This window comes from Bdellovibrio sp. BIS2 (assembly GCF_055398295.1).
The window spans coordinates 303,282-326,281 of the sequence record NZ_AP035879.1; the positions used below are offsets into that span (position 1 = coordinate 303,282).

The following is a 23,000-nucleotide window of genomic DNA, read 5'->3' on the forward strand; positions in this document are numbered from 1 at the left end:
GTCGAATTTCCCAAATGAGCTTTTCAAAAAAGATCTTTCTGGCAATCTTTGGGACGGCCGTCTTTTCCGCGTTGACGGTCTGTCTGGTCCTGAACACCGCCCTTTCCAGTCATCGCATCACCGAGTTTGAAGAATCCTATATCGATCACATGAACCTGCTGGCGCAGACGCTGGAAAACCTGGAAGGTTCGCAGGCCCGCATGGTCCTGAACAATCTGCTGGAAGATATGATCCATCACGATGTGGATAATCTGAATGTGGAACTGTTCGGCCCCGATAATGAAAATATGGGGAAGGTGACTCGCCCCGAGTTTCAGCCCACGTTCGATTCCGTGGAAATGCTTTCCAAAGGGGACGGCGCTTACTGGAAAGACGGGCGTATGGTGGTCCTGACATCATTGCAGGATAAAAGCGGCAAAGAGTACCGCATGGTATCCACCATATCGGCGGCGACCATCGAAAAAGAACTGAATCGCATCAAGTACACGTTGTTGGGAACGGCGGCGGCGCTGATTCTGTTTTCTTTGTGGTTGTCCCGCGTTTTGACGACAACCCTGCTGCGCAAGGTGAATGCAATTTATTCCCTGCTGGCAGAAATCACGCAGACTCAGGATTATTCCAAACGTGTGAATGTGGCCGATGAAGAATCCGACCGAAAATCCAGGGACGAGCTAGACGGATTGGGACGAAACCTGAATCACATGTTGCAGACTTTGCAGGCCAGTCAGTCCCGCTTGCTGGAAGCTGAACGAGATAAGGCCCGCAGTCAGGTGGCAGCGCAGGTGGCCCACGACATCCGCAGCCCCTTGATGAGCATGAACATGGCGTTAAGCCAGATTGAAAATGCGCCGATGGAACCGCTGGCGATTTTAAAAAGCGCCGTGGCCAGGGTGGCTGGTATCGTGCAGAAGCTATCCGCTTCAATTGCCAAGCCGGATCAGGAAACCGGGGTGGAAGCTCCGAAGCTCACCTTGGTGGAGCCTTTGATCGCCACTGTGGTGAATGAGCACAGTGTGCGTTTGAAGCCGGATCAGCAATTGACCCTTTCGGGTGTTTCACCCTTGCCTGAGATCTGGAGTGTTTTACAGATCAACGAACTTCAGTCTGCTGTTTCAAACCTGATCAATAACGCCTTTGAAGCCGGCGCCACCAAGGTGGATTTGGTTCTGGGTGTTGAAGGCAAGAAGTGGACTTTGCAGATTCGCGATAATGGTAAAGGCATTCCGGCCACAATTCTTGATAAGATTTTTGAGCGCAGTTTCACCTCGGGAAAAACCGGGGGGTCAGGTTTGGGATTATTCCAGGCCAAAACTGCGATCGAATGGACAGGTGGCACGCTGGATGTGGCAACAGTGGAAGGCGAAGGAACGGTCTTTACTTTGAAGGTTCCCAAAGAAAAGAACCCGGCATGGCTGGCTCCGTCCATTGAACTGGCGACGGATCAAAAAATATTCTTTGTGGATGATGATCTGAATGTGCTGAGTGCGTGGCAGGCGAAGGCAGGAGCACTGGGATTGACGGCGGCGGCTTTTTTCAGCTCAGTGGATAAGTTCATTGCTGAGGTGCCGTTGGCGTCCCTGTCAGAGTCGGCCCTGCTGATCATTGATCAGAACCTGAATGGCAGCAAAACGGGCCTTGAGATTTTAGAACAGGCCGCGCTCGCAAAAAGAGCGTATCTGTGTACTTCTGAATTTGACGAAAAATGGGTGCAGGACCGCGTTCGTAAGCTGAATGTTCACCTGATACCGAAGCCTTGGATTTCACAATTTGAACTTAAAGTAAGGACTTCCTAATGCGTATTCTGATTGTTGATGACGAAACACTTGTTCGTAAAACCATGCAGTCTCAGATTCCCTCGACACACACCGTGGCCTTGGCGGATTCTTTGGAAGAAGCCGTGGATGTTCTGGATAAACAGATCATCGACCTTGTTTTCACCGATCTGTCGCTGGATGAATCCGCCGAACGTCAGGGGATCGAGTTGATTCAGCATATCTCCAAACACTATCCAAGCACGGTGGTGGTGGCGATGACCGGTCACGACGAATCCCATCTGGTTGAGGCCTGCATGAAGGCGGGAGCGGTTGATTATCTGGTGAAGCCTTTTGATGGCAAAGTGCTGACGCAAGTTCTGCGCAAGGCCCCGGTATTGCACCGTCTGCTTCGTCGTAATCAGACCTTGAAGCATCAGGCGGGATCAAAACTTGTTTCCCATATCAATCTTTACACCAAATCCCCGGCATTCAAGGCAGTGATCGACACGGCCAAGAAAATCCGTGGTTCAGGCCAGTCGGTTCTGATTCGCGGGGAGTCCGGTTCGGGTAAAGAGGTGATGGCGCAGTATTTGTGGAGTCTTGAAAACGACGACTCCCGTCCGTTCATTGCCGTGAACTGCGGGGCGATTCCTTCCCATCTGGCAGAATCAGAGCTGTTCGGCCACAAAAAAGGTGCTTTCACCGGTGCGACAGAGTCCCGCGCAGGGAAGTTTGAAAGTGCCGATGGCGGGGATTTGTTCCTGGATGAGTTGGCTACGCTAAGCCAGGACCTGCAAGTGAAGCTGCTGCGTGCTTTGAGCAGTGGTGATATTTATCCGGTGGGTCAGGACTTTGGCAAAAAAGTAAACTGCCGCACGATTGCCGCCACTAATGAAAACCTGGAAGAAATGATCGCGGATAAGAAATTCCGTGAAGACCTGTTCTTCCGTATTAAAAAGTTCACGATCACTTTGCCACCTCTTCGTCAGCGCAAAGAAGACATCTTGGATCTGGCAAACGAATTCCTGCGTGCGGGTAACTATGGGGATAAGTCCTTCAGCAAAAAAGCCGAAGAGCTTTTGCTGACTTATTCCTGGCCGGGGAACATTCGTGAGCTGAAATCTGCGATTGAAGTGGCCTGTGTTTTGGCTGAGGATAGCGAGATCCAGGTGTCCGATCTAACCCCACACCTTGTGCAGTCAGCTCCGGTATATGAAGAAGTTATCAAAAGCTCTTCTGTAGCGGAAATTGACGAAGCCGCCCTTGAAGGCCGCTACAGCCATGTGGTGTCGGAATTTGAGCTGAAGCTGATTGATTTTGCGCTGAAGAAAAAAGGCTCTGAATCGGCAGCGGCGAGATACTTGGGTATTCCCCGCAGTACACTGGGTGATATCCGCCGTCGTTTGGCGGGAATCAAGAAGTAGGCGATGGGCCTACTTCCTTCCTAGAAGTTCCCGGATCTTTTCAAAAGGGCGTCCGATGGCAGCGGCTTTGCTGCCGATCAGGACCGGGCGTTCCATCAGCTTGGGTGTTTTCACCAGATGCTGAATCACTTCGTCCATATTATTCACATCAAAAGGCGCTTCGGTGAAAAGCGCTTCTTTCGTGCGTACCAAGCTCGACACCGGGGTGTCGAGCTTTTGGATCAGGGAACGCAGTTCGCTTTCATTCAGGGGGTTTTCAAGGTACTTGCGCACCTCAAGTCCTTCGACGGAACGAAGCGCTTCGATCGCCTCGCGGCTTTTACTGCAACCGGGATTGTGAAGCAGAACCCAGGTCATAACTAGCGAGCCAGCTCTGCTTCAATCGCTTTTACGATTGTTGGATCTTCCGGAGTCATGTCGGGAGCAAAACGCGCCACCACGTTGCCGGATTTGTCGATCAGGAATTTTTCAAAGTTCCACATGATGTCAGAGGGACCGCCGGAAAGAAGGCCGTGCTCTTCCAGAACAGACTTCAATGTGCCGCCCGGAACTTGTTGTGCTGCTGGCTTCAGGGACGTTAGTTGCTGATACAACGGATGTTGCCCTTCGCCCTTAACCACCATTTTTGCAAACACCGGAAATTTCACACCGAATTGAGTGCGGCAGAATTCCTGAATCTGTTCGTTGGAGCCAGGCTCTTGAGCGCCGAATTCGTTCGCCGGGAAAGCCAGAACACGCAGGCCTTGGGATTCATATTTCTCGTGAACCTTTTCAAGACCCTCGTACTGCGGCGTCAATCCGCATTCGGAAGCCACGTTCACAACCAAAAGAACTTTTCCGCTATAGTCGGCCAAAGTCGCTTTTTTACCATCTGCTGTACTGAATTCGATTTGATGAAGAGTGCTCATAAGAATCCTTTCAAAGGGTGCTTGTCCCTGGATAGGCAGATCTTTATCCAAAACCGGGCGGCAGGTAAAGAGACTTTTTGTGTGTGCCCCTAATAGAAGTCCACCCATAGTCCAGCTATCTTCAAAGTGGGACGCATTTTGTGTTTCGAATTCTGGACCTGCAGTCCGGTCGCCCTTGCTGAACTTCAGACGGGAATCCATAATTATATTATGGATTTATTTATTATTACCGGCGGTTCCAAGGGACTGGGGGAGCAGGTTTGTCTGCAGGCCCTTGAAAAAGGGCATCAGGTCATCAACCTTTCACGCTCTCGTCCGAATATCAGGTCTTCGCAGTTTAAACACATCACGGCGGATTTCAGCCTGGGTCTTAAGACGATTCAAAAAATTGAATCGGCTCTTGAGAATGTGGATCTTTCGCCTTTTAAAAAAGTTCACCTGATTAACAATGCCGCCCTGATTAATCCCGTGGGGTCGTTGGTGGATCTGGATCCGGCCGAGATGAACACCCATCTGGTGACGAATCTGATTTCTCCGCTGTTGCTTTCGCAGGTGTGCGCGCGTCTGACGACGGAAGAGAAAAAGCCGCTGACGATCTTTAATATCGGATCAGGGGCCTCGTTCCGCCCGATTGCGGGCTGGTCGATGTATTGTTCGTCCAAGGCAGGTCTTAAGATGTTTACCGAAAACACGGACTTGGATTTACAGACAGCCAAGAATAAGAAAATCAAAATTTACCACTTCAGTCCCGGAGTTCTGGACACGCAGATGCAGCAGACCATTCGTGGTCTGAAGAAGAAGGACTTTCCGGATGTCGCGAATTTCAAAAAGTTGAAATCAGATCACCAGTTGCGTGATCCGGCAGACGTGGCTTCGTTGGTCGTCAGATTCTGTTTGTCTTCGCAAGCGTTCAAAAGTCAGTCGTGTCTGATTTCCGTTCAGGATTTAGAGGGGTCTTTGAAATGAATCGTGCTTTTTTCTGTGCCGCAGTGATTGTTGGATGTTTTGTTGTCGGCTTTAAAGTTTCTTCTCCTGAAGGTTCTTTTCAGGCTGGAAGGGAAGACCTCAGTTCTACAGCCTCCCAGTTTCAGGATGTGACCGAATTGTCGGGAATTCCCAAAGTTCATTCCGGGACTATCGTCTTCGGAGATTATGATGGTGACGGTTGGGTGGATATGCTGGCGGCGGGAAGGCTTTTCCGTAATGTCAGTAACGAAAGGAACATCCGTTTTACCGAGGTGACTGACTCGGTGGGGATTCAGGATTTAAAAGGGGCCCCGCTCTTTGTGGATATCGACAATAACGGGCTGCTGGATATTCTGACCACCAAAGGACAGGCGTTTTTGCAGGTGTCTTTGGGTCGCTTTGTGGAGTCCTCGGCAGCCCTTAAGTTTGCCGTGCCAGATCATGCCCACGATCTGGCGATTGTCGATGTTAATAAAGACGGCCTGATGGATGTCCTGGTTGGTTTTGCCGAACCAAAATTCGGCGACCCTTTGTTGCCACCCAAAATGTATCTGAATATCAAAGGGCGATATTTTCAGGATGCAACACCTTCGGTGTTCACGCAGAATCCCAACTATCTGCGTGGGATAGCCGTTGCTGACTATGACAATAACGGGCAGACCGATGCGTATTTTTCTAACTATCGTTTGCGACCGAATAATTTTTATACTTTGAATCCCACGATCATGGTGGATAAGGCGCCACTGCTGAATGTGCAGGGTGATCACGATCCCAAGAAGTTCTATGACAGCACCCGCAAGGCGTACTATGGGCCTCAGTACGGACATACCATTGCTTCGATCTGGGTGGATCTGGATAATGACGGCAATCTGGATTTGTGGGTTTCCAATCTGGTGCACAAGTTTGTGGGTATGACCCCGAAAGGCACTTTCGATCAGCGCGGCTATCTGTGTGATGATTCCAAAATCTATCGCAATACCGGTCATCCGTTGTACCGGTTGATTGACGTCAGGGCGCAATCCGGTATTCCTTATCGCCCTATCGGTGATTTCTCGAAATACAAAGGCGATGAGTTGTGGGCGCAGACCACGGCCGCGGACTTTGATAATGACGGCCTGCTCGATGTTTACATCAGTCAGGTTTATGATTTGGCGTACTCGTACTCGGTGCTTTACAAAAATCTTGGCAAATTCAAGTTTCAGGAAGTCAGTGCTCTTCACGGAACTCGCGTCTTTGACAGTTATGCGGCGGCTTGGGCGGATCTGAATAACGACGGTAAGATGGATCTGGTTCAGTCAGGCAGAGCGAAGAACAAGGAAGCTCCGGCCATTCGCGTTTTGCAAAACGTGATGGGGGATGGAAGCAACTATCTGCGGGTGCAGATCAAGGGAACTCGTTCAGGGACTCAGGCGGTGGCGGCCCAGGTGCGAGTCTATCATTCTGACGGGGTTTTCTTGCGCCAGGTGGATGGTGTGACGGGGACGATGAATCAGCAGAATGATCCGACTTTGCATTTTGGTTTGGGTCCGGTGAAGAATATTTCCAAGGTGGAGGTTCGTTGGCCTTCAGGAAAAGTTCAGGTCCTTGATAATGTTTCAGTGAACAGCACTTTGAAGATTGAGGAGCCTCGCTAATGACAACCGAACAACGAGTCGCTTTGGTTCAAGGGCAGCTAGAGGCTTACAACGCCCGGGACATTGAAAAGTTTTGTTCGTTCTATCATGCCGACGTCACGGCTTACCGGCTGGGGCAGGATGTTCCGTTCATGGTGGGGATGGAGGCTTTTCGTAAAAGTTATGGCGAAAAGTTTAAGAACACGCCGGATCTGCACTGCACTTTGAAAAGCCGGATTGTTTTGAATGGGAAGGTACTGGATGAGGAGTCCGTGGTTCCCAGTGGGTCGCATGTGGTTGCCATCTATGACTTTAAGGATGGGTTGATTAAGGATATTTGGTTTGTGTATTGATGGCTTGAATTTGAAAGCCGAAGTGCTAATAAAATATAATCTTTTGTCTAAGCGAGACTTTACTATTAAAATGTGCGAATTTGCGATTGCTGGCGGGGAGATTAAGTCAAAGATCTGTTAAAATTTATTCGTACTATAAATTATTTGTAGCTTATGACGACAAGAAGCTTATGGCATTAGGTAAGCATTTTCGTCGGCGGTCTACTTTATCTTCTTATAGATTTTCTAGTTCAGATTTGAATAGGATTTTGCGGGTTCTTACGGAGATAAATCGAGATGCAAATCCTGACACATACGCCAATTTGAAGAACCCAGATGGTTCGCCTTTTACGGAATATCACAGGTTAAGAACTGAGATATATGGTGATAATGGCGAGTACTTTCTGTCATTTGATCCACGAGGCTTGTCTCTGGGAGACTTGCCTAAAAAAGTTACGAAGATTGTTATCGATAACTTTGGCTTTCCCCTTTACTTAAATGACATCTCTGCAGATAGAGATTCTTCTTTTTATGTTCCCAACACATTCAGGTTAACTTTGGATTTTACAAGTGTCGATATTTTTGACTTTAGTACGCGGCCTTCGGATGAGACGGCACATTTAAATGAACTAAATGTAGAAGGAAAGACCGAGAACTGGACAAAAGGAACTTATGCGACGATTGTCGATGAGCTGTCTGGATGTGAAGTAATGAATAGAGTTCTACATCGTAGAAACTTATATGACTTTGTTCTGTTTTTGATTGTTTATCCGGTCTTAATTCTGATGTTGTTTGGTAATAATGAGTCTATTGTGAAAGTTACTGAAGGGATCAGCCCTGCAGTTGTTGCAGTTGCTTTTTTAACGGGACTACTTGCGCTAACTTACTGCTACCGAATTCTCTTTAACTGGACGCGATGGCTGTTTCCAATTAACGAACTAGTTTTTCAAGTTGTGAAGTTTAGATTTTTACAGAAAGCTGTTTTTGCATTCCTGACTTTATCCATTATCAGTGCGATTGTAGGAAATTTGGTTGCGAAGTAATAGACATCATTAGTTGCTAGAAACTTTTTTTGAATTGGTATCTTGTATATGAAAGAAAAATTTTACACCTGTATTGGTCTTCTTCTTTTGCTTTTGTTGGGGTATCTTGGCTATGAGTTAATTTTGTGGCTTGCTTCGGCACTTAAGAAGGTTGACTCTAATATTGGGGCGGCATTGGTTGCTGCTGTTGCAACGATCCTGTCTTCTGTATATATCGCGTCTTATAATTCAAGAAAGGGCAAAGAGCGAATTGCTTTTGAGGCCCACAGGGAAAAGAAGGCGGAAATCTACAATGAATTTATGAAGATATTAATCGAGATAATGAGAAAGTCAAAGGATGGTAAGCAAGGCGAAGATACTTTACCTGAAAATACTGAGGAGTTCTTCTACAGCTTTACATCTAGAATTGTAGTCTATGGTGGGCCAGGCGCTGTCAAAGCTTTTATTAAGTGGCGATCAGATGCTGGCGAGGGTGGGGTAAATCAGATCGAACTAGTTGATAATCTATTTCGAGAAATGAGACTAGATTTGGGTGAAAGTAATGCTGGAATTTCTAAGAATGATCTTATCGGTTTATTCTTAAAAAAAGACATTTCTTCTGCAAAGTCCACTTAGGAGAAAGTGCTTTGGATTTTTTAAAAAAACGGAATGGTTGTTGATAGTTTCTTACTTACGCCCTTTCGCAGCACGCCATTTCTTCGACTGCATTCGAAAATTCTGTGTAAGTGGACTCCAATCTCGACACCGGATAGTGTACAAGGCCATTTTGGCCTGTTTGAATATGCTCGTTTATCTCTAATAAAATTGAGCTATATTGTAAATAGAGAGTTGTGATTTTATCACAAGGGTTGCTTACAATCGTTTCTCTGGTGTTTGCGCAGACCTGCAGAAGAATTCTATATGCCTGTTTTTGGGAGTTGCCGCCGGCTGTTTGTCTATTGGCGTCTTTCCATTCCTTATGAAGGTGTTGAAATACCCTAATGGCCTTCTTTTTTGCTTGGTTCGATTTCACGATTTCAAAGAAGTATGTTGAAAGAAATGTTAATACTCCACCTATTATTGCGCCATAAAGCGCGGCCTTTACATCGCTGCTCAAGTTTTTCTCCTCTTTTTCTTTAGGTTGTAGAGTTGGTTGTTCAATTGTTTGTTGGGCTTGTTTATCTGAAACTCTGTTGGACTTTCCGATGGTCACCCCGGCTCTAAATGCGAAGCCAATAGTTACTAGAGCTATTATGACTAGCGTTACTTTTTTTGTTTTGGTCATCTTTTCAGATACTTCGCCAAATTCTTCGAATATCCATGCGGCGATAACAATATACATTGCAGGAACTGCAGCGAGGAAAGTAATTTTTAATATTATTAGTTCCAAGGAGCTTGTCGGTCGAGATTCGGCCCACACCAGATAAACCAAGATCCCGATGTAGGAGAGGAATGCAAGACTTACTAGGACACGTAGAATAAGCTCGCGACATTCATTTTTAGAACGCTTATTCTTCCTGGAAGAAAGTCTCCAAATCTTGTCGAAGTTTTCTTCCGCGAGCGCCAGCACTGGGCTAGTTGCGATTATAGCAATGCCTATAACTAAAGGTATCAGCGTGCGATCTAAGTCATCGCCTTGGCGTCCGACTACATATCCTAGCGCGCCTGCAGCTATCCCAATTTTTAATAGTTTAATTTCTGCTTTTAGCAAAGAGGATGGAAAGTTCATTTCTCTAAAGCTTATTTGTAATAGAAGTTCCCTGCAAGGAATTAAATTAAATTATGTTTATACTGAACTATTGGCTTGGGGCCTATTAGAGATGAAGACTGAGATTGGCTGCGCCCATCCTGGGCTTGGTCGCTGCGCGACTGTTGGGCAAAGCCCAACACCTAAAAAGCGGCTTCGCCGTCGCGCTAGTGCGCGATCGCATCGTGCGACTTTTTACGAACTCTTTCGTTCGAATCGGGCCGACGTTCATTGTCTCTAGTTCAAATTTTCTGGCTTAGTTTTTTGGGAATAAATGGCGGAGAGAGAGAGATTCGAACTCTCGGTAGGCTTGTGACCTACACACGCGTTCCAGGCGTGCGCCTTCAACCACTCGGCCACCTCTCCGCAAACAGGAACGTAAAGAGAAGCCAAAGTATCATAGCGCAACGCGGCAATGCAAGGACTTGTACCAAAAAATTGGGCCTATTCTCCGAAGTATTCGTACAGTTCTTCCTGCCGAACCCGGGCGTAGTGGGCCTTTTGCTTGGCTTTGCGGGCTTGAGCCTCCACGAAATTCCAATAGACCACCTGATAGACGAAAAAGACGAAGATTCCTCCGGCAACAGCCAGGAACAGGGGGCGGTTGTCCTCCCATTCGGCCATCCCGGTGAACAGCACCAGCGGATGCATCAGGAAGAGAATCGCATGCAGCCACATTTCTTCGGCTGAGCAGAACTTACGGTGAACCCATTCGTCCTTGGTCACCAGCACGCAGGAAAAGCCCGCCATAATATAATAAATAACTTCGGTGGTAGGGGTCCGGTTAACAAAGGCCAGGAACAACAAACACGCAATCACCGACATGGTGTCGATCGGGTGGCCGATACGTTCCCACCGTGGCAGTCCGCGACGGCGATGAAACACGAACTCATCAAATAAAATAGCAGCCCCTTGAATTCCTGACACAACTAAAAATGCACTGACTGTCATAACTTCTCCATCAAACTTCCGCACACTGTAAGGCCGGGACCGAAAGCATAACTGATGATGGGGGTTCCGGAAGGCACGCTGTCGTCGCGAAGTATCTGCTCCCACAGGTGCGGAAGTGTTGCCGACGACATGTTCCCGCGCTGGCGCAGCAAGGCCCGGCTGTGGGCCACTTGAGACTGATCCAGCTCCAGGTGCTTCACAACCTGATCGATGATTTTGGGTCCGCCCGGGTGAACGGCGAACAAGCCGTTTTTAACCACGTGGGCAAGATCGTATCCGCGCTCTTTCAACCATCGTGTGGTGAAATCACGAATCTTATCGCCCACCATCATCGGCACATCTTTGGACAGGCTCATTTTCATGCCCCAGTCCGAAACCATCCACTCCATGGCGGCGGTGGTGTTGGGGATCAGTTCTTCATATAGAGACAGAACCTTGAACCCGTTCTGAGGTTGCTGAGTCGACATCGAATAAGCGATACATCCATCGGCGAACAAACTTTGAATCACCATTTGTTCCAGCGTCGGATCTTCCGGATTCAGATGCAGACTGCAAAGTTCAGTGTGTACCAGATCCACGGTCAGCTTTTTGCCAAGAATGTTTTCATTCGCCAAAAAGCCCGAGGCCATGCGCAAAGCCGGGAAAGCGCCGTAGCAACCCATGTGATAAGAGTGAGTCACGGTCACCGGTTTGGGTGACTTCACTGCCGTCATCTGCGCCGCGCTTGGCGAGATATATCCCGTGCAGCTGACGTGAATCAGATCATCGGGAAACGCGCGCTCTGAATAGATGCGCTCAAAAAGTTCTTTCACGGTTTTGTGATAGTACTCGTGGCGCATGTGCATGCTGACGCCGTGGGAATTGGCCTTGACTGGATAAATCGGCTTGTCGTCCCAGTTCGAGCGTTCGACGTCGGGAATGAAGAAGTACCTTTTTTCAATCTGCGTTTCCGGGCAGCCCACCCTTTGCAGCATCTTCAGGTAGTCCTCTTGCGAGTATCCCTGATTTTTCTGTGCCAGCTTGTGGGCTTCGGAAAGCCATTCAAGGCATTCCTTCTGGTTTTTCTGATATGGAGGCTGAATGGAGTGGAAGTTTTGTAAGTACATGCCTTGAGGCTAAGGACAGCCTCAAGACTTGAATAGATCCAGTGTTACGAAACAGGCGGCTTAGGTTTGGAGCGCCATTCCTTATCGACAATCAACCGGGCTCCACGTTTGAATGTGAAGTACGCATAGGCCCACTGCCAGATAACGAAGACTTTGTTCTTAAAACCAATCAGATAGTAGACGTGGATGAATAACCACAAAATCCATGCGAAGAATCCGCTGAACTTCAGATTGCTGATTTGTGCAATTGCTTTGCGCCGGCCAATTGTCGCCATTTGGCCCTTGTCGAGATACTTAAAATCAAGTCGGGGTTTTCCGTCAATTTCGCGCAGAATCTGATTCGCAGCATGGGTCCCTTGTTGCATAGCCACCGAAGCAAGACCGGGCAAGGCCTGGCCAGTTTCAGTCAGATAACAAGCCTGATCACCCAAAACAAACACCTCCGGGTGTTCTTTCAGGCTTAAATCCTTCTCGATAATCACTCGGCCCGCGCGATCCAGTGGCGCACCCATTGTTTTGTTGATGCTGGAGGGCTGAACACCCGCGGCCCACAGGATGGTGGCGGCTTTAATCACTTCGTCACCCAACACCACGGAATCGGATTTCACATCCGTGACTCGTGTGTTGGTCCAAATCTGCACACCCAAGTCTTCCAGATCGGCGGCGGCTTTGCGGGAAAGATCCGGATGGAAGGCCGCAAGAATTCGTGGGCCCGCTTCAATTAAAATCACACGCGTGCGGGACGGATCGATGTGGCGGAAGTCCTTCGTCAAAGTGTGACGGCTGATTTCACCAATGGTGCCGGCAAGCTCGACCCCTGTAGGGCCTGCACCCACAATCACGAAGGTCAGTTGTTGCTTTTGTTTATCCGGATCGGTTTCTTTTTCGGCTCTTTCAAAGGCCATCAAAAGACGGCGGCGAATTTCGGTTGCCTGTTCCAGAGTTTTTAATCCCGGGGCATTTTCCTCCCACTCGGGATGCGCAAAGTAACTGTGTTTGGCTCCGCAGGCCAGAATCAGATAGTCGTATTCAATGCTGCGATCCTGCACTTGAATTTTCTTATTCTGCAGATCAACGCTTTCAAGATTGTCCATGAAGACTGAGACATTTTTGTATTTGGAAAGTATTCCGCGAATGGGTCCGGAAATTTCTGCTGGAGAAAGTCCCGCTGTAGCTACCTGATAAAGCAATGGCTGGAACAGATGATAGTTGCGACGATCAATAAGAGTGACGGAAACATCTTCATTGTTTCCGAAAGCACGCGCGGCTTTCAGCCCCGCAAAACCACCACCGACGATGACGACTTTTTTTGGCATATGAACCTCTGAGAGCACTCTAGCATTTTGCTTTATCAGAAAGAATAAGAATCATGCAGATAGAGGCTGCATAATAGATCGGTGTCAGAAGTATTGCTGAAAATGCAACACTGTTGTTTTTTTTGTTTGCGCAATTTCAGATAGCAAAAACTAAAAGAGGCCCGTGGGGGCCTCTTTCTAGTTGGTACTGGATTTTAGTTTTGTGTTACTGCGAACCAGCAGGATGCATAACAGCAGTGCTGGAACCCCGATCAGCGCCGTTCCCAGGAAGAAGAGTGCATAGGATTCCATCAGAGCATGGGTTTCGTTGAGCTTCTGCACCGCAAGTCCCGAGAAGCCTTTCAGAACTTTTCCTAACAAAGCATAGAATGAACTAAGCAAGGCGTACTGAGTGGCCGTGTATCCGAGCGTCGTGAGACTCGACATGTATCCAACCAGCGCCGTCCCGGCAAAGCCCGTAGCAAAGTTATCCACGATCATGGCACCTGTAAACACTTCAGTGCTTGGCCCCATCATCGCCAAAACCGAGAAGCCAAGGTTGGAAGCCGGACCAATCACCGCACCAATAAGCAACGTCGAGATAAAGCCAAAACGCACGGCTGTCAGACCGGCCGCAGCCACACCCACAACCGAGGCGATCAAGCCGACGGACCCGCGAACAGCCCCAACAGTTTCTTTGCTCAGTCCCAGATCTGCATAGAATGGATTCGCCATCGGACCCATGACAAAGTCAGAAAGGCGGTACAAGCACACTGCCGCCAGAATCAATAAAGCGCGCTGACCGTGCTGTTTGAAGAAAGAGATAAACGGACCAGCAACGGCATCGAACAAACCTCGCGCAGACCACAAAGACACAGCACCAGCCACATTCGCCGGTCCGTGCTTGGGTTCTGCGGCAAATAGTGTCGCAATCACACCCACGGCCATCAGGGCGCCCATGGCAGAATAAGAAACCGACCAGCCAATCGCGCCGGCCAGAATCAGAATCAAGGCATCTGTCACCAGCAAAGAGGCGCGGTAACCCAGTTGATACGATGACGAAAGCAAGGCCATGTCTTCGCTGGCATCAGAAACTTCAATCCTCCACGCATCGACCACGATGTCCTGAGTGGCGGAAGCAAAGGCCGCTATCGCCGCCAACAGCGTGAACAAGGCCAGGCCCCCTTCGGGTTTGACGTAGGCCATGCCAAACAGACAGATCCCCACCAGAATTTGCGAGATGATCATCCAGCCGCGACGGCGTCCCAGCCAAGCCCCGAAAATCGGTGCATTCATTTTATCAATCAAGGGTGCCCAGACAAACTTCAGCGAGTACGCAAGGCCCACCCAGGAAAGAAACCCGATGGTCGCCAGCGCAATGCCGCTTTCACGCAGCCAGTACCCCAGCGTGTTTCCGACCAGCATAAACGGCAGGCCTGAGGAAAAGCCCAGGGCCAGCATAATAGAAACTTTGGGACGAGCCAGGGACTTGATAGTGTCCATCCAGCTAAGGCGGCGAGATTTTTTTGCAGTCGTCATCGGTGCGCGGTCTTTCCAAGTTGCTTTCGCATCTTCCACAGAAGATGGCTGATGTAAGGACGGCGGGTTTCGCCGGTGGTTACCATCAATAGTTTTGTGATCTTCAAATTCACCGCATCGGTGTAAAGAAGGATCAGCATTTCATAAATGAAGTTCGTGTTCAATGTCACGTGGTTGTCGGTGCCAACGCCCAGTTGCACGCCTTTTTTCTCCCACCACGAAAACGGATGGTCCTTGTAGTCTTCAAACTTGCCGGTCAGCTTGTTGTTTGAGGACGGCAGGGACACCAGGGTCACGCCTTTTTGAATCATGCGATTTAAAACGTCGTGCTGATAGTGCTCAACTTCGCGGGCAGTGTGGAACTTGGCTTTTACAAACAAAATGTCCTCTTCCGCCGTGATCTTGGTCCCTTTCAGGATTTTATCCAGGACGTGACGGTTGAAGCCCCAATCCAGCTCGGTCAGTTCGCGATACAACGGATCCTTTTCAGAAATCGGCAGGCCTTGCTGGTTTTTGGCCAGAATGTCCTGATAAATCCGGTGGAAGTATTTGTTTGGGTTGATACCCAGACTGATTCCGTGTTCCAGGGTGTCGATGTGCCAGATGTTCATGGCATTGTCGACGGCCTGGATGCCCTTTTTCAGAGTGTGCCAGGTTTCACCATGGTGCGAACGGATTTTAAAGCCACGGTACTGAAGTTTGCGGAAGCCGGCCTGCATTTCGTTGAAATGCTCTTTGCGGTAAAGTTCGCGCTCATCACCCACGGTGTCGACATCTCGCAAGTGACGCTCCAGGAACGGATACTTGTCGATCATGTCGACCAGTTCGTTGATCTGTTCCATGAAGTGTTCCTGGCGGTTTTTGAACTTTTCAGAATCAAAGTGGTTGGCTTCTTTTCTGAAAGACGGCGACAGGATGAAATCAAAGTTCGGATGTTTTTCCTGGAAGGCGCGGAAACCGTCATAAAGGCCCAGCACCACGTCTTCCGAGGTCACGTTGTCGATGCCCGGAATCTGTTCGGAGGAGCTTGCCGTCGAACGGGATAGCGAGAATTTCAAACGCACACGGCCGACGTTGAATTTGTAGTACAGCTCTTCGGCCATGGAATAGGCCGCTTCCTTGTGAACTTCGCGATTGATGAAGATCAATTTTGGAAGATACAGAATTTTCAGATAGCGCGAAAAGCCTTCATTTTCCTGCAGGCGGATCAGACGGTCGACATCTTCAACCGAACGAATAGGCAGGGCTTTGTCGCCATAGACTTCTTTGATCTTTTGTTCATAGATGTCTTTGTCGGGGCCTTCCAGCAGTTTTTTCAGTCTGGGATAGATGAATTCTGCGGTGATCGCGCCGGTCAGGTGAATGTGTTCTTCGTTGTATTTCAGCGGGAAGTTTTTGAAGAACTCAAACAAGGCGGCGGACACCGGGTGCTTTAGCAGCGATGAAATCGTCACTTGATTGATCTGAAAACGATTCAGTAAATCACGGAACTCGACCACCAGGCCGTAGGCATCCAGATTCTCTGTTTTAAGTTTTGAAGACAAAAGCAGATCAACAGTGTCAGAAAGTGAGATCCCGTTGGTTTCGCTGATGATGGTGGTCAGTGCTGAGGTCAGCTGATTGTGAACATCCTTATTCACCGATTCCTCCTAAGAGAAAAGGTTAACGGGGAATAAGATGCTTGTACATGGTTTTATGGGGCCCGATATCCTTGATATCAAACAGCGGACCATAGAATGAAAATCCAAGTCTTTCATAGAATGGAAAAGCCTTGATGCGCGCATTGAACCACACAAGGTCGCAGCGGCGGCTTTTCAGTTCTTCAACACCAAAACGCACAAGCTTTTGTCCCAGGCCCTGACCGCGATAGCTGTCATCGGTGGCCATGCCACGCAGGCGATACGGATGGCCGGCAGCAAATGCAGGGTGTGATTCCTGGATGAAAGTCGCGACCGAGACAAGTTTTCCGGAAATAAACAGGCCGAAGTGCAACGTGGTCGGAAGGTCGTCTCCCGGATTCACGCATTCTTCGGCGCGCAGGTGAGGCTTAAGAACTCTTTGACGGATGGGAAGTGTGTCGGTGGTTGAGATGGTTTTAAATTCGTACTCTGTCGTCATCCAGTATTTAGCCTTAGATAGGGCGACCAGTCGGGAGGCACATGATCCTCGCCGATCTCCAGTTGCAGTGTCGGCAACCATGATGGAGCACGGGGCTCGCTCAGTAAAGGCATATTGGCAGTGCGGGGCGTTCGATTCGCTTTTCTTTGATTGCAGTCCCGGCAGGCGGCGACAACGTTGGTCCAGTTTTTCGGACCGTTATGTGAGGCGGGGACAACGTGATCAAGAGTGAGTAACTTGGCGGCGAGTTTGGTGCCGCAGTACTGGCAGGTGTAATTATCGCGGATATAAACGTTTTCCCGGCAGAATCGGACGGCTCCGGCAGTCCGGGGTCGAACATAAGTCTTCAGCCGCAAAACACTGGGCAGCTGAAACCTTCGTTGTACCGACCGGGCAAACGCAGAGTGATATTCCAATATCTCCACTTTTCCCTGAAACCACAATACCAAGGCCTTTTGCCAACCTACGATCTGCATCGGCTCGTAGCTGGAGTTAAGCAACAAGGACCTCAGCGAGGACATGTGCATCATGCTTTCCCCCCTCAGGCGCGATCCTAAATATGATTATATCTAGCTCTGCGTCTCAATTTCAAGTGTCTCGTTAAATATTCAAAAGAACTGGGTCTTTTCGGTTGCCTGAATAGGGCCAAAATGGGATACCGACGTTTTAAGCGCTACAGGAGGCATATTTATGAAAAGAGTCTTGGCATTTAACTACGTTCTTAAAGGACCTGACGGCACTGTATTGGACGCTTCCGAGCGCAACCAACCACTTCCTTTCCTTGAAGGTGCTGGCCAAATCATTCCGAAATTGGAAGAAGAAATCAAAGACCTGCAAGAGGGCGATAAAAAAACTGTGAAGCTGGCGGCGAAAGACGCTTACGGCGAAGTTAAAGAAAACATGTTCATGGATGTTCCTAAAGCTGAGCTTGCACACCTTCCACAATTGGAAGTGGGTGCTCACCTGCGTTTGGAACTGGGCCAAGGCGCTCACATCGTTCGTGTGACAAAAATCACTGACGAAGCAGTCACCCTGGATGGCAATCACCCATTGGCTGGTCAGGATCTTGAGTTTGCAATCGAGATGGTTTTGATTCGTGAGGCGACGGCGGAAGAAGTTCTGCATGGGCACCCACACGGACTCCACGGCAACTCCGGCCACTAGTCGGCCGATGAAAAGGGCCCATCCGACTGCGTTGTCGGGGGACCCTTTTCGCTTCGACGTGCTTGGAGCACGCCTGCGCTTCAAGGGGACCCCTCCGCCTTGCGGCTGAGCCCTTTTGATCAGCCTCATTTTAGTTTGATGGATTGGCTGATCGGATTTTAACTTTGAATTTCTTTTGAATTTATTTGGGAGTTTTTCGATGCCTTCGTTTGATATTGTTTCTGAGATTGATGTTCAGGAAGTGGACAACGCCGTAAATCAGGCGCGTAAAGAGATTGAAGCTCGTTACGACTTCAAAGGCAGTAAGGCTGAACTCCAATGGGATAAAAAAGAAATGGTCCTGATGGCAGAGGATGATTACAAAATTGGGGCGATGGCGGGGATTCTGCAAACCAAATTGCATCGTCGTGGGATTGATATCAAAGCGATTAAATTCGAAAAGATCGAAGAGGCTGGTGGCAGAATGCTTCGCCAGAAGGTCACTTTGGTACAGGGAATTGACCGCGAGATCGCCAAGGATATCATTAAATTGATTAAGGATTCCAAGCTGAAAGTGCAGCCTCAGGTTGCAGATGATAAATTGAAAGTGACGTCAAAAAGTATTGATGAGCTTCAAGAATGCATCAGTCTGGTGCGTGGTGGAAACTTCCCTCTTCCCTTACAATTTAATAATATGCGCGCTTAAAATTGGGCTTGCACGTTTTTTGGGCTATGCTAGCGTTAATGCTAGTTAAGTCCCCGTGTGAGTGTACTCGATTTCATCTTGTTCGAAGGCTTCCTCGGGTAATATGGCCCAACCATAGGAGGTCTTTGTGGCTAAGAAACTTTATGTAGGCAACCTGCCTTATTCTGTAGATGATGAGGCACTTCACCAACACTTCGCACAGTTCGGTGCGGTAGATTCAGCAAAAGTGATCATGGACAGAGAAACTGGTCGCTCTAAAGGCTTCGGCTTTGTAGAGATGTCCGATGATTCTGCTGCTGATCAAGCTATCGAAAGAGGCAACGGTATTGAATTGGGCGGTCGTCCGATCAATATCTCTGAGGCTCGTCCTCAGGCTCCTCGTGAAGGCGGTCCACGTCGTGGCGGCTTCGGTGGTGGTCGCGGCGGTGGCGGCGGCGAAAGACGCGGTGGCTTCGGCGGCGGTGGTCGCGGTGGTCCTCGCTAAGCAGCCCATACTTTGACGAAGCTGGACTTGTCATTGTCTTAAAAACTAAGGTCTCATAGGAACCCTATGAGACCTTTTTTATTTTTCCTCATTCTTCTTTGCAGTTCTCTTTCCTTTGCACAAAAAAAACTGATCGTTCTGGGTGATTCGCTCACCGAAGGATATGGCGTTGCCAAAGACGCGGCCTTCCCGGCGGTTCTTGAAAAGAAACTTCATGAGGCCGGCAAAAAAGAATGGACCATCATCAATGCCGGGGTCAGTGGTTCCACCACCGCCTCGGGGTTGAGTCGCATGAAGTGGGTGTTCAAGTCAAAACCCGATGTGGTGCTTCTGGCTTTGGGGGCGAATGATGGTTTGCGCGGTCTGAAAGTCGAAGACAGCGAAAAGCATCTGGCTCAGTCCATCGAATATGCGCAGTCACAAAAGGTGAAAGTGATCCTGGGTGGTCTGTACATGCCCCCGAATTACGGCAAAGACTACACCGACAAATTCAAAAAAATGTACGAGTCACTGGCCAAGAAATACAAACTGACTTTCATTCCCTTCATTCTGGACAAGGTGGCGGGGAATCCAAAATACAATCTGGCCGATGGGATTCATCCCAACGAAGAAGGTCACAAGATAATCGCAGACAATGTGTTTTCAGTTCTAAAGGGGGCGTTGTGAGTTTGATCCTGAAAGATGTTAGAAAAGGTTTCCTGCAAGGGGAGTCCGAGATTCAGGTGCTGAAAGGCCTTAATGTCACCATCCAGCCGGGACAGGTTGTTTCCGTCGTGGGTCAGTCTGGCAGTGGCAAGTCCACTTTGCTTTCAATTCTTGCGGGGCTGGAGCGCGCTGACAGCGGCGAGATTCTGGTCGACAATATCAATCTGACCCCGATGAGCGAACAGCAAATGACTTTGTTCCGCGCCCAGAACATCGCCGTCGTGTTTCAACAGTACCATCTGATTGCCCATTTGACGGCAGTGGAAAACGTGATGCTGGCGCTGGAAATTCTGAAAATGGAAAATCCCAAAGTCCGTGCTGAAGAAGCACTAAAAGAACTGGGCCTGGGGCATCGTCTGAATCACTTCCCAAGTCAGTTGAGCGGGGGCGAGTGTCAGCGTGTGGCGATTGCGCGGGCCTTGGTGGTGAAGCCCAAAATTCTTCTGGCTGATGAACCCAGTGGAAACCTGGACATCCACACAGGCGATAAAGTCATGGATGTGTTTTTTGACGTGGTTCGCAAACACAAGATCACCACGCTGCTTGTCACTCACAGTGAAGCTTTGGCGAAAAAATGTGAACGTACCTTGCGCCTTGAAGAAGGCCAGTTGAAGGAAGCCTAATGATTTTCCGACTTGCTTGCCGGGAGCTTTTGCGTAGCTGGCGCTTTGGGCTCTTTTTTATATTCAATCTAAGTCTTGGGCTGACGGGCTTCGTGTCCCTGCAGGCCTTTAACGTGGCGCTGGAAACTGAAATTCAGGCCAATGCCAAATCCATTCTTTCTGCGGATCTGGCCGTGGCGGCACGCCGCGAGCTGACCGAGGACGAAGCCAGGAAAATGCGGGAACTGGTTCCCGCCGGGGCCACCGAAGGCAAGATCTATGAATTTTTTGCGATGTTAAGTTCGTCCAAGGGTTCAAGACTGGTTTTGGTCAAAGCCGTGGATCAGGCCTATCCGTTTTATGGGGAGCTTGATCTTGAATCCGGCCGCCAGATCACTGCGGGCAGTGACAACAAAGATATTCTTTCAGCGCCCAAAGCGTGGATTTATCCCGAGCTGAAATCCCAACTGGGATTGGATGTTGGGGATGAGATTCAACTGGGGCAATTGAAACTTAATATTTCTGATGTTGTAAAAAAAGACGCGACCCAAACTTTCCGAATGGCCAGTCTGGCGCCAAGAGTTTTTGTGAACCGCGAACTCTTGCCGCAGTCAGGTCTTTTGCAGTACGGAAGCACGTTCTCGCTGGCGCACTTGTTTAAGCTGCCAGAAACCACGGATCACAAGCTGGTGCGAGATCAGCTTTATAATGTTTTGACCGATCCGCAGATCAATGTCGAAACCCCTGAAACGGCGGGTGAAGACTCCGGCCGTCAACTGGGTTATTTGTCTGATTATCTGGGCCTGGTTGCGATCGTAGCGCTGTTTATGTCGGCGCTGGGAGCGGCCTACATCTATCGTCTGTTCCTGTCGACACGCATGAAAGAAATCGCCATTTTGCGCACGCTGGGTCTGCAAAGTGGTGAGGCGGTGAGTGTTTATATTCTGCAGGCCTCCATGCTGGGGCTGTTGGCGACCATTCCGACGATGCTGTTCAGTCTGCTGGTGTTGCCTTTGCTCAGCAAACTGCTGGCGAACTTCACGCCGTTTGATCTGAGTCCCACGGTGACGCCGGAAGCGTTCTTGATTTGTCTTTTGATGGCGGTGTTTGGCAGCTTCGTGGTCAGTATCCCGTTCCTGATGAAGATCTTTGATCTGCGTGCGGCGAAACTGTTCAGTGAAGAAAAGTTTGCGGTGGGCGAAGGACAGCGTCGCTATTGGACGTTCCTGCCTTGTGTGGCTTTGTTCTATGCCCTTTCAGTGTACCAGGCTCATTCCTGGAAAATCGGCAGTCTGTTTGTCGGATCAATGGTCGCCGTGGTGCTGGCGCTGCTTTTGATCGGTTATGGCACCGTTAAAATGGCTGGCTGGATACGGGGCTTGAACCGCTGGTTCTTAAAGTTCAGCTTCTTAAGTCTGTCCCGCCGGGCGGGGGCGAGCCTTGCGATCTTTGTGGCGCTGGGCTTGGGGGCTTTGCTGATCAATATCCTGCCGCAGTTGAAAAACTCATTGCAGGCGGAATTCCAAATGGATGCCAACAGCAAGATCCCGTCTCTGTTTATGTTCGATATTCAAGATGAACAATGGACGGGTCTGGAAAAGATTCTGGCGGACCGTGACGTGAAACCTCTGGGCCGATCTCCGCTGGTGCGCGCGCGCATCTTGAAGGTGAACGATCAGGACTATGAAAGAAAGCTCGAAACCCAAGGGTTTAAAACCCGGGAAGAAGAGCGTGAAGCCCGTTTCCGCAACCGGGGGATGAACCTGTCTTTCCGTGAAGGGCTTTCTGATTCCGAAATCATGATTGATGGCCGGCCGTTCTCGGGTCCCTTTGATCCGGAAAAACAAAAGCGCGCCGAACTCTCGGTGGAAACCCGCTTTGCAGATCGCATGGGCTTTAAGATTGGTGATGTGCTGGTCTTTGATGTGCAGGGTGTGGAAGTGGAAGGCGAAATCATCAACCTGCGCAAGGTGAAGTGGACAAGCTTCCAGCCGAATTTCTTTATTCTGGTGCAAAACGGCGTCTTGAACGAGGCCCCGAAAAGCTGGATTGCGGCGATTCCGTTCCTGCCGGATCAGCAGAGATCTGAATTGCAAAACGCCATTGCCAAAGAATTTTCCAACGTGTCTGTAATTGATGTTGTGCGCACGGTGGATGATGTCCTAAGGACCGCCGAAAAAATGAGCTGGTCCCTGGAGCTGATGGCGGGCCTGGCGCTTTTGACCGGATACATCGTGCTGTTTTCGATTGTGCGCAGTCAGATCAAACTGCGCCGTTGGGAACTGAACATGTTAAAAATCCTCGGCGCCAGTTGGGGGGAAGTCGCCAGCTTCATTCTGACGGAATTTGCTTTCCTGGCATTTATCGCATCGTTCTTCGGGGCGGCCCTGAGCGTGGTGGTGAGCTTTGCTCTGAATACGTTCATCTTTGAAAGTGATTTCAAGTTCTCGCTGGTACAGCCGCTGCTGTCGGTGGTGATTATCACCGTTTTAAGTCTGGTGATTTCACTGCTGGCCAGTCTGGATATCGTGCGTGAAAGCGCCCTGAGCATCCTGCGGGAAGAAAAATAGACGGGAAACCTTTCA

Annotated in this window: 23 protein-coding genes and 1 tRNA gene; 13 read left to right on the plus strand and 11 right to left on the minus strand. The window is 49.3% G+C overall.

Going from position 1 to position 23,000, the window contains the following annotated elements:
• Positions 1-14: 14 nt before the first annotated feature.
• Both ACZ520_RS01500 and ACZ520_RS01505 read left to right on the plus strand, forming a co-directional pair.
• Positions 15-1,793, plus strand: a complete 1,779-nt coding sequence (locus ACZ520_RS01500; RefSeq protein WP_464127194.1) for a sensor histidine kinase — start codon at positions 15-17, stop codon at positions 1,791-1,793.
• Complete coding sequence (locus ACZ520_RS01505) at positions 1,793-3,178, plus strand: sigma-54-dependent transcriptional regulator (protein ID WP_464127196.1); 1,386 nt, start codon at positions 1,793-1,795, stop codon at positions 3,176-3,178. The genes ACZ520_RS01500 and ACZ520_RS01505 overlap by 1 nt, the downstream gene beginning before the upstream one ends.
• A 9-nt stretch (positions 3,179-3,187) precedes the next feature.
• On the opposite strand, the gene ACZ520_RS01510 is transcribed toward ACZ520_RS01505, so the two are convergent.
• Entirely contained in the window at positions 3,188-3,535 is a 348-nt protein-coding gene (locus ACZ520_RS01510; RefSeq protein ID WP_088566499.1) for an ArsC/Spx/MgsR family protein, read from the minus strand.
• A 2-nt stretch (positions 3,536-3,537) separates the two neighbouring features.
• Positions 3,538-4,086: a glutathione peroxidase gene (locus ACZ520_RS01515; protein WP_464127199.1), complete on the minus strand. Its 549-nt coding sequence runs from the start codon at positions 4,084-4,086 to the stop codon at positions 3,538-3,540.
• A gap of 210 nt (positions 4,087-4,296) precedes the next feature.
• On the opposite strand from ACZ520_RS01515, the gene ACZ520_RS01520 reads away from it, so the two are divergent.
• The 5 genes from ACZ520_RS01520 (at position 4,297) to ACZ520_RS01540 (ending at position 8,655) form a co-directional block, all read left to right on the plus strand.
• Entirely contained in the window at positions 4,297-5,052 is a 756-nt protein-coding gene (locus tag ACZ520_RS01520; RefSeq protein ID WP_464127201.1) for an SDR family NAD(P)-dependent oxidoreductase, read from the plus strand.
• A complete protein-coding gene (locus tag ACZ520_RS01525; RefSeq protein WP_464127203.1) occupies positions 5,049-6,686 on the plus strand; it encodes a CRTAC1 family protein in 1,638 nt (545 codons plus the stop codon). Before ACZ520_RS01520 ends, ACZ520_RS01525 begins: the two co-directional genes overlap by 4 nt.
• Positions 6,686-7,018, plus strand: coding sequence for a nuclear transport factor 2 family protein (locus ACZ520_RS01530; protein WP_011162926.1), 333 nt, complete (start codon positions 6,686-6,688; stop codon positions 7,016-7,018). The genes ACZ520_RS01525 and ACZ520_RS01530 overlap by 1 nt, the downstream gene beginning before the upstream one ends.
• Before the next feature lie 170 nt (positions 7,019-7,188).
• Positions 7,189-8,040, plus strand: a complete 852-nt coding sequence (locus tag ACZ520_RS01535) for a hypothetical protein (RefSeq protein ID WP_464127205.1) — start codon at positions 7,189-7,191, stop codon at positions 8,038-8,040.
• 48 nt (positions 8,041-8,088) lie between these two features.
• Entirely contained in the window at positions 8,089-8,655 is a 567-nt protein-coding gene (locus ACZ520_RS01540; protein ID WP_464127207.1) for a hypothetical protein, read from the plus strand.
• Positions 8,656-8,710: 55 nt separating this feature from the next.
• Here ACZ520_RS01540 and ACZ520_RS01545 read toward each other — a convergent pair whose 3' ends face one another.
• The 9 genes from ACZ520_RS01545 to ACZ520_RS01585 all read right to left on the minus strand — a co-directional run bounded on the left by ACZ520_RS01545 (position 8,711) and on the right by ACZ520_RS01585 (position 17,305).
• Positions 8,711-9,748, minus strand: coding sequence for a hypothetical protein (locus ACZ520_RS01545; protein ID WP_464127209.1), 1,038 nt, complete (start codon positions 9,746-9,748; stop codon positions 8,711-8,713).
• A 293-nt stretch (positions 9,749-10,041) separates the two neighbouring features.
• Positions 10,042-10,132, minus strand: a tRNA-Ser gene (locus tag ACZ520_RS01550).
• Between the two features lie 78 nt (positions 10,133-10,210).
• A complete protein-coding gene (locus ACZ520_RS01555) occupies positions 10,211-10,717 on the minus strand; it encodes a hypothetical protein (protein WP_088566493.1) in 507 nt (168 codons plus the stop codon).
• Positions 10,714-11,823, minus strand: coding sequence for a 3-oxoacyl-[acyl-carrier-protein] synthase III C-terminal domain-containing protein (locus ACZ520_RS01560; RefSeq protein ID WP_464127212.1), 1,110 nt, complete (start codon positions 11,821-11,823; stop codon positions 10,714-10,716). The genes ACZ520_RS01555 and ACZ520_RS01560 overlap by 4 nt, the downstream gene beginning before the upstream one ends.
• A gap of 44 nt (positions 11,824-11,867) precedes the next feature.
• Entirely contained in the window at positions 11,868-13,139 is a 1,272-nt protein-coding gene (locus tag ACZ520_RS01565; RefSeq protein WP_464127214.1) for an NAD(P)/FAD-dependent oxidoreductase, read from the minus strand.
• A 177-nt stretch (positions 13,140-13,316) separates the two neighbouring features.
• Positions 13,317-14,657 carry an AmpG family muropeptide MFS transporter gene (locus ACZ520_RS01570; RefSeq protein WP_464128381.1) on the minus strand — a complete coding sequence of 447 codons (1,341 nt, stop codon included), beginning with the start codon at positions 14,655-14,657 and terminating at the stop codon, positions 13,317-13,319.
• A complete protein-coding gene (locus ACZ520_RS01575; RefSeq protein WP_088566489.1) occupies positions 14,654-16,297 on the minus strand; it encodes an amidohydrolase family protein in 1,644 nt (547 codons plus the stop codon). The genes ACZ520_RS01570 and ACZ520_RS01575 overlap by 4 nt, the downstream gene beginning before the upstream one ends.
• A gap of 22 nt (positions 16,298-16,319) precedes the next feature.
• A complete protein-coding gene (locus ACZ520_RS01580; RefSeq protein WP_416479603.1) occupies positions 16,320-16,775 on the minus strand; it encodes a GNAT family N-acetyltransferase in 456 nt (151 codons plus the stop codon).
• Positions 16,772-17,305 (minus strand): HNH endonuclease, encoded by a 534-nt coding sequence (locus tag ACZ520_RS01585; RefSeq protein ID WP_088566487.1) that lies wholly within the window; start codon positions 17,303-17,305, stop codon positions 16,772-16,774. The genes ACZ520_RS01580 and ACZ520_RS01585 overlap by 4 nt, the downstream gene beginning before the upstream one ends.
• 160 nt (positions 17,306-17,465) lie before the next feature.
• On the opposite strand from ACZ520_RS01585, the gene ACZ520_RS01590 reads away from it, so the two are divergent.
• The 6 genes from ACZ520_RS01590 (at position 17,466) to ACZ520_RS01615 (ending at position 22,985) form a co-directional block, all read left to right on the plus strand.
• The gene (locus ACZ520_RS01590) at positions 17,466-17,939 is read left to right on the plus strand and encodes an FKBP-type peptidyl-prolyl cis-trans isomerase (protein WP_088566486.1); all 474 of its coding nucleotides are present in this window, start codon (positions 17,466-17,468) and stop codon (positions 17,937-17,939) included.
• 199 nt (positions 17,940-18,138) lie between these two features.
• Positions 18,139-18,624, plus strand: a complete 486-nt coding sequence (locus tag ACZ520_RS01595) for a YajQ family cyclic di-GMP-binding protein (RefSeq protein WP_374031825.1) — start codon at positions 18,139-18,141, stop codon at positions 18,622-18,624.
• 127 nt (positions 18,625-18,751) lie between these two features.
• The gene (locus ACZ520_RS01600) at positions 18,752-19,108 is read left to right on the plus strand and encodes an RNA recognition motif domain-containing protein (protein WP_088566485.1); all 357 of its coding nucleotides are present in this window, start codon (positions 18,752-18,754) and stop codon (positions 19,106-19,108) included.
• Positions 19,109-19,174: 66 nt separating this feature from the next.
• Positions 19,175-19,774: an arylesterase gene (locus ACZ520_RS01605; RefSeq protein ID WP_416479602.1), complete on the plus strand. Its 600-nt coding sequence runs from the start codon at positions 19,175-19,177 to the stop codon at positions 19,772-19,774.
• Positions 19,771-20,436 carry an ABC transporter ATP-binding protein gene (locus ACZ520_RS01610; protein WP_464127219.1) on the plus strand — a complete coding sequence of 222 codons (666 nt, stop codon included), beginning with the start codon at positions 19,771-19,773 and terminating at the stop codon, positions 20,434-20,436. The genes ACZ520_RS01605 and ACZ520_RS01610 overlap by 4 nt, the downstream gene beginning before the upstream one ends.
• Entirely contained in the window at positions 20,436-22,985 is a 2,550-nt protein-coding gene (locus tag ACZ520_RS01615) for an ABC transporter permease (RefSeq protein ID WP_464127221.1), read from the plus strand. The genes ACZ520_RS01610 and ACZ520_RS01615 overlap by 1 nt, the downstream gene beginning before the upstream one ends.
• The last annotated feature ends 15 nt before the right edge of the window (positions 22,986-23,000 follow it).

Bases quoted from the DNA above. Each gene is read 5' to 3' on its own strand.
- ACZ520_RS01615 (WP_464127221.1), top strand. From the start codon at position 20,436: ATGATTTTCCGACTTGCTTGCCGGGAGCTTTTGCGTAGCTGGCGCTTT.
- ACZ520_RS01595 (WP_374031825.1), top strand. From the start codon at position 18,139: ATGCCTTCGTTTGATATTGTTTCTGAGATTGATGTTCAGGAAGTGGAC.
- ACZ520_RS01590 (WP_088566486.1), top strand. From the start codon at position 17,466: ATGAAAAGAGTCTTGGCATTTAACTACGTTCTTAAAGGACCTGACGGC.
- ACZ520_RS01545 (WP_464127209.1), bottom strand. From the start codon at position 9,748: ATGAACTTTCCATCCTCTTTGCTAAAAGCAGAAATTAAACTATTAAAA.
- ACZ520_RS01540 (WP_464127207.1), top strand. From the start codon at position 8,089: ATGAAAGAAAAATTTTACACCTGTATTGGTCTTCTTCTTTTGCTTTTG.
- ACZ520_RS01570 (WP_464128381.1), bottom strand. From the start codon at position 14,657: ATGACGACTGCAAAAAAATCTCGCCGCCTTAGCTGGATGGACACTATC.
- ACZ520_RS01585 (WP_088566487.1), bottom strand. From the start codon at position 17,305: ATGATGCACATGTCCTCGCTGAGGTCCTTGTTGCTTAACTCCAGCTAC.
- ACZ520_RS01560 (WP_464127212.1), bottom strand. From the start codon at position 11,823: ATGTACTTACAAAACTTCCACTCCATTCAGCCTCCATATCAGAAAAAC.
- ACZ520_RS01515 (WP_464127199.1), bottom strand. From the start codon at position 4,086: ATGAGCACTCTTCATCAAATCGAATTCAGTACAGCAGATGGTAAAAAA.
- ACZ520_RS01605 (WP_416479602.1), top strand. From the start codon at position 19,175: ATGAGACCTTTTTTATTTTTCCTCATTCTTCTTTGCAGTTCTCTTTCC.
- ACZ520_RS01500 (WP_464127194.1), top strand. From the start codon at position 15: ATGAGCTTTTCAAAAAAGATCTTTCTGGCAATCTTTGGGACGGCCGTC.
- ACZ520_RS01555 (WP_088566493.1), bottom strand. From the start codon at position 10,717: ATGACAGTCAGTGCATTTTTAGTTGTGTCAGGAATTCAAGGGGCTGCT.
- ACZ520_RS01530 (WP_011162926.1), top strand. From the start codon at position 6,686: ATGACAACCGAACAACGAGTCGCTTTGGTTCAAGGGCAGCTAGAGGCT.
- ACZ520_RS01565 (WP_464127214.1), bottom strand. From the start codon at position 13,139: ATGCCAAAAAAAGTCGTCATCGTCGGTGGTGGTTTTGCGGGGCTGAAA.
- ACZ520_RS01580 (WP_416479603.1), bottom strand. From the start codon at position 16,775: ATGACGACAGAGTACGAATTTAAAACCATCTCAACCACCGACACACTT.
- ACZ520_RS01520 (WP_464127201.1), top strand. From the start codon at position 4,297: ATGGATTTATTTATTATTACCGGCGGTTCCAAGGGACTGGGGGAGCAG.
- ACZ520_RS01525 (WP_464127203.1), top strand. From the start codon at position 5,049: ATGAATCGTGCTTTTTTCTGTGCCGCAGTGATTGTTGGATGTTTTGTT.
- ACZ520_RS01510 (WP_088566499.1), bottom strand. From the start codon at position 3,535: ATGACCTGGGTTCTGCTTCACAATCCCGGTTGCAGTAAAAGCCGCGAG.
- ACZ520_RS01505 (WP_464127196.1), top strand. From the start codon at position 1,793: ATGCGTATTCTGATTGTTGATGACGAAACACTTGTTCGTAAAACCATG.
- ACZ520_RS01535 (WP_464127205.1), top strand. From the start codon at position 7,189: ATGGCATTAGGTAAGCATTTTCGTCGGCGGTCTACTTTATCTTCTTAT.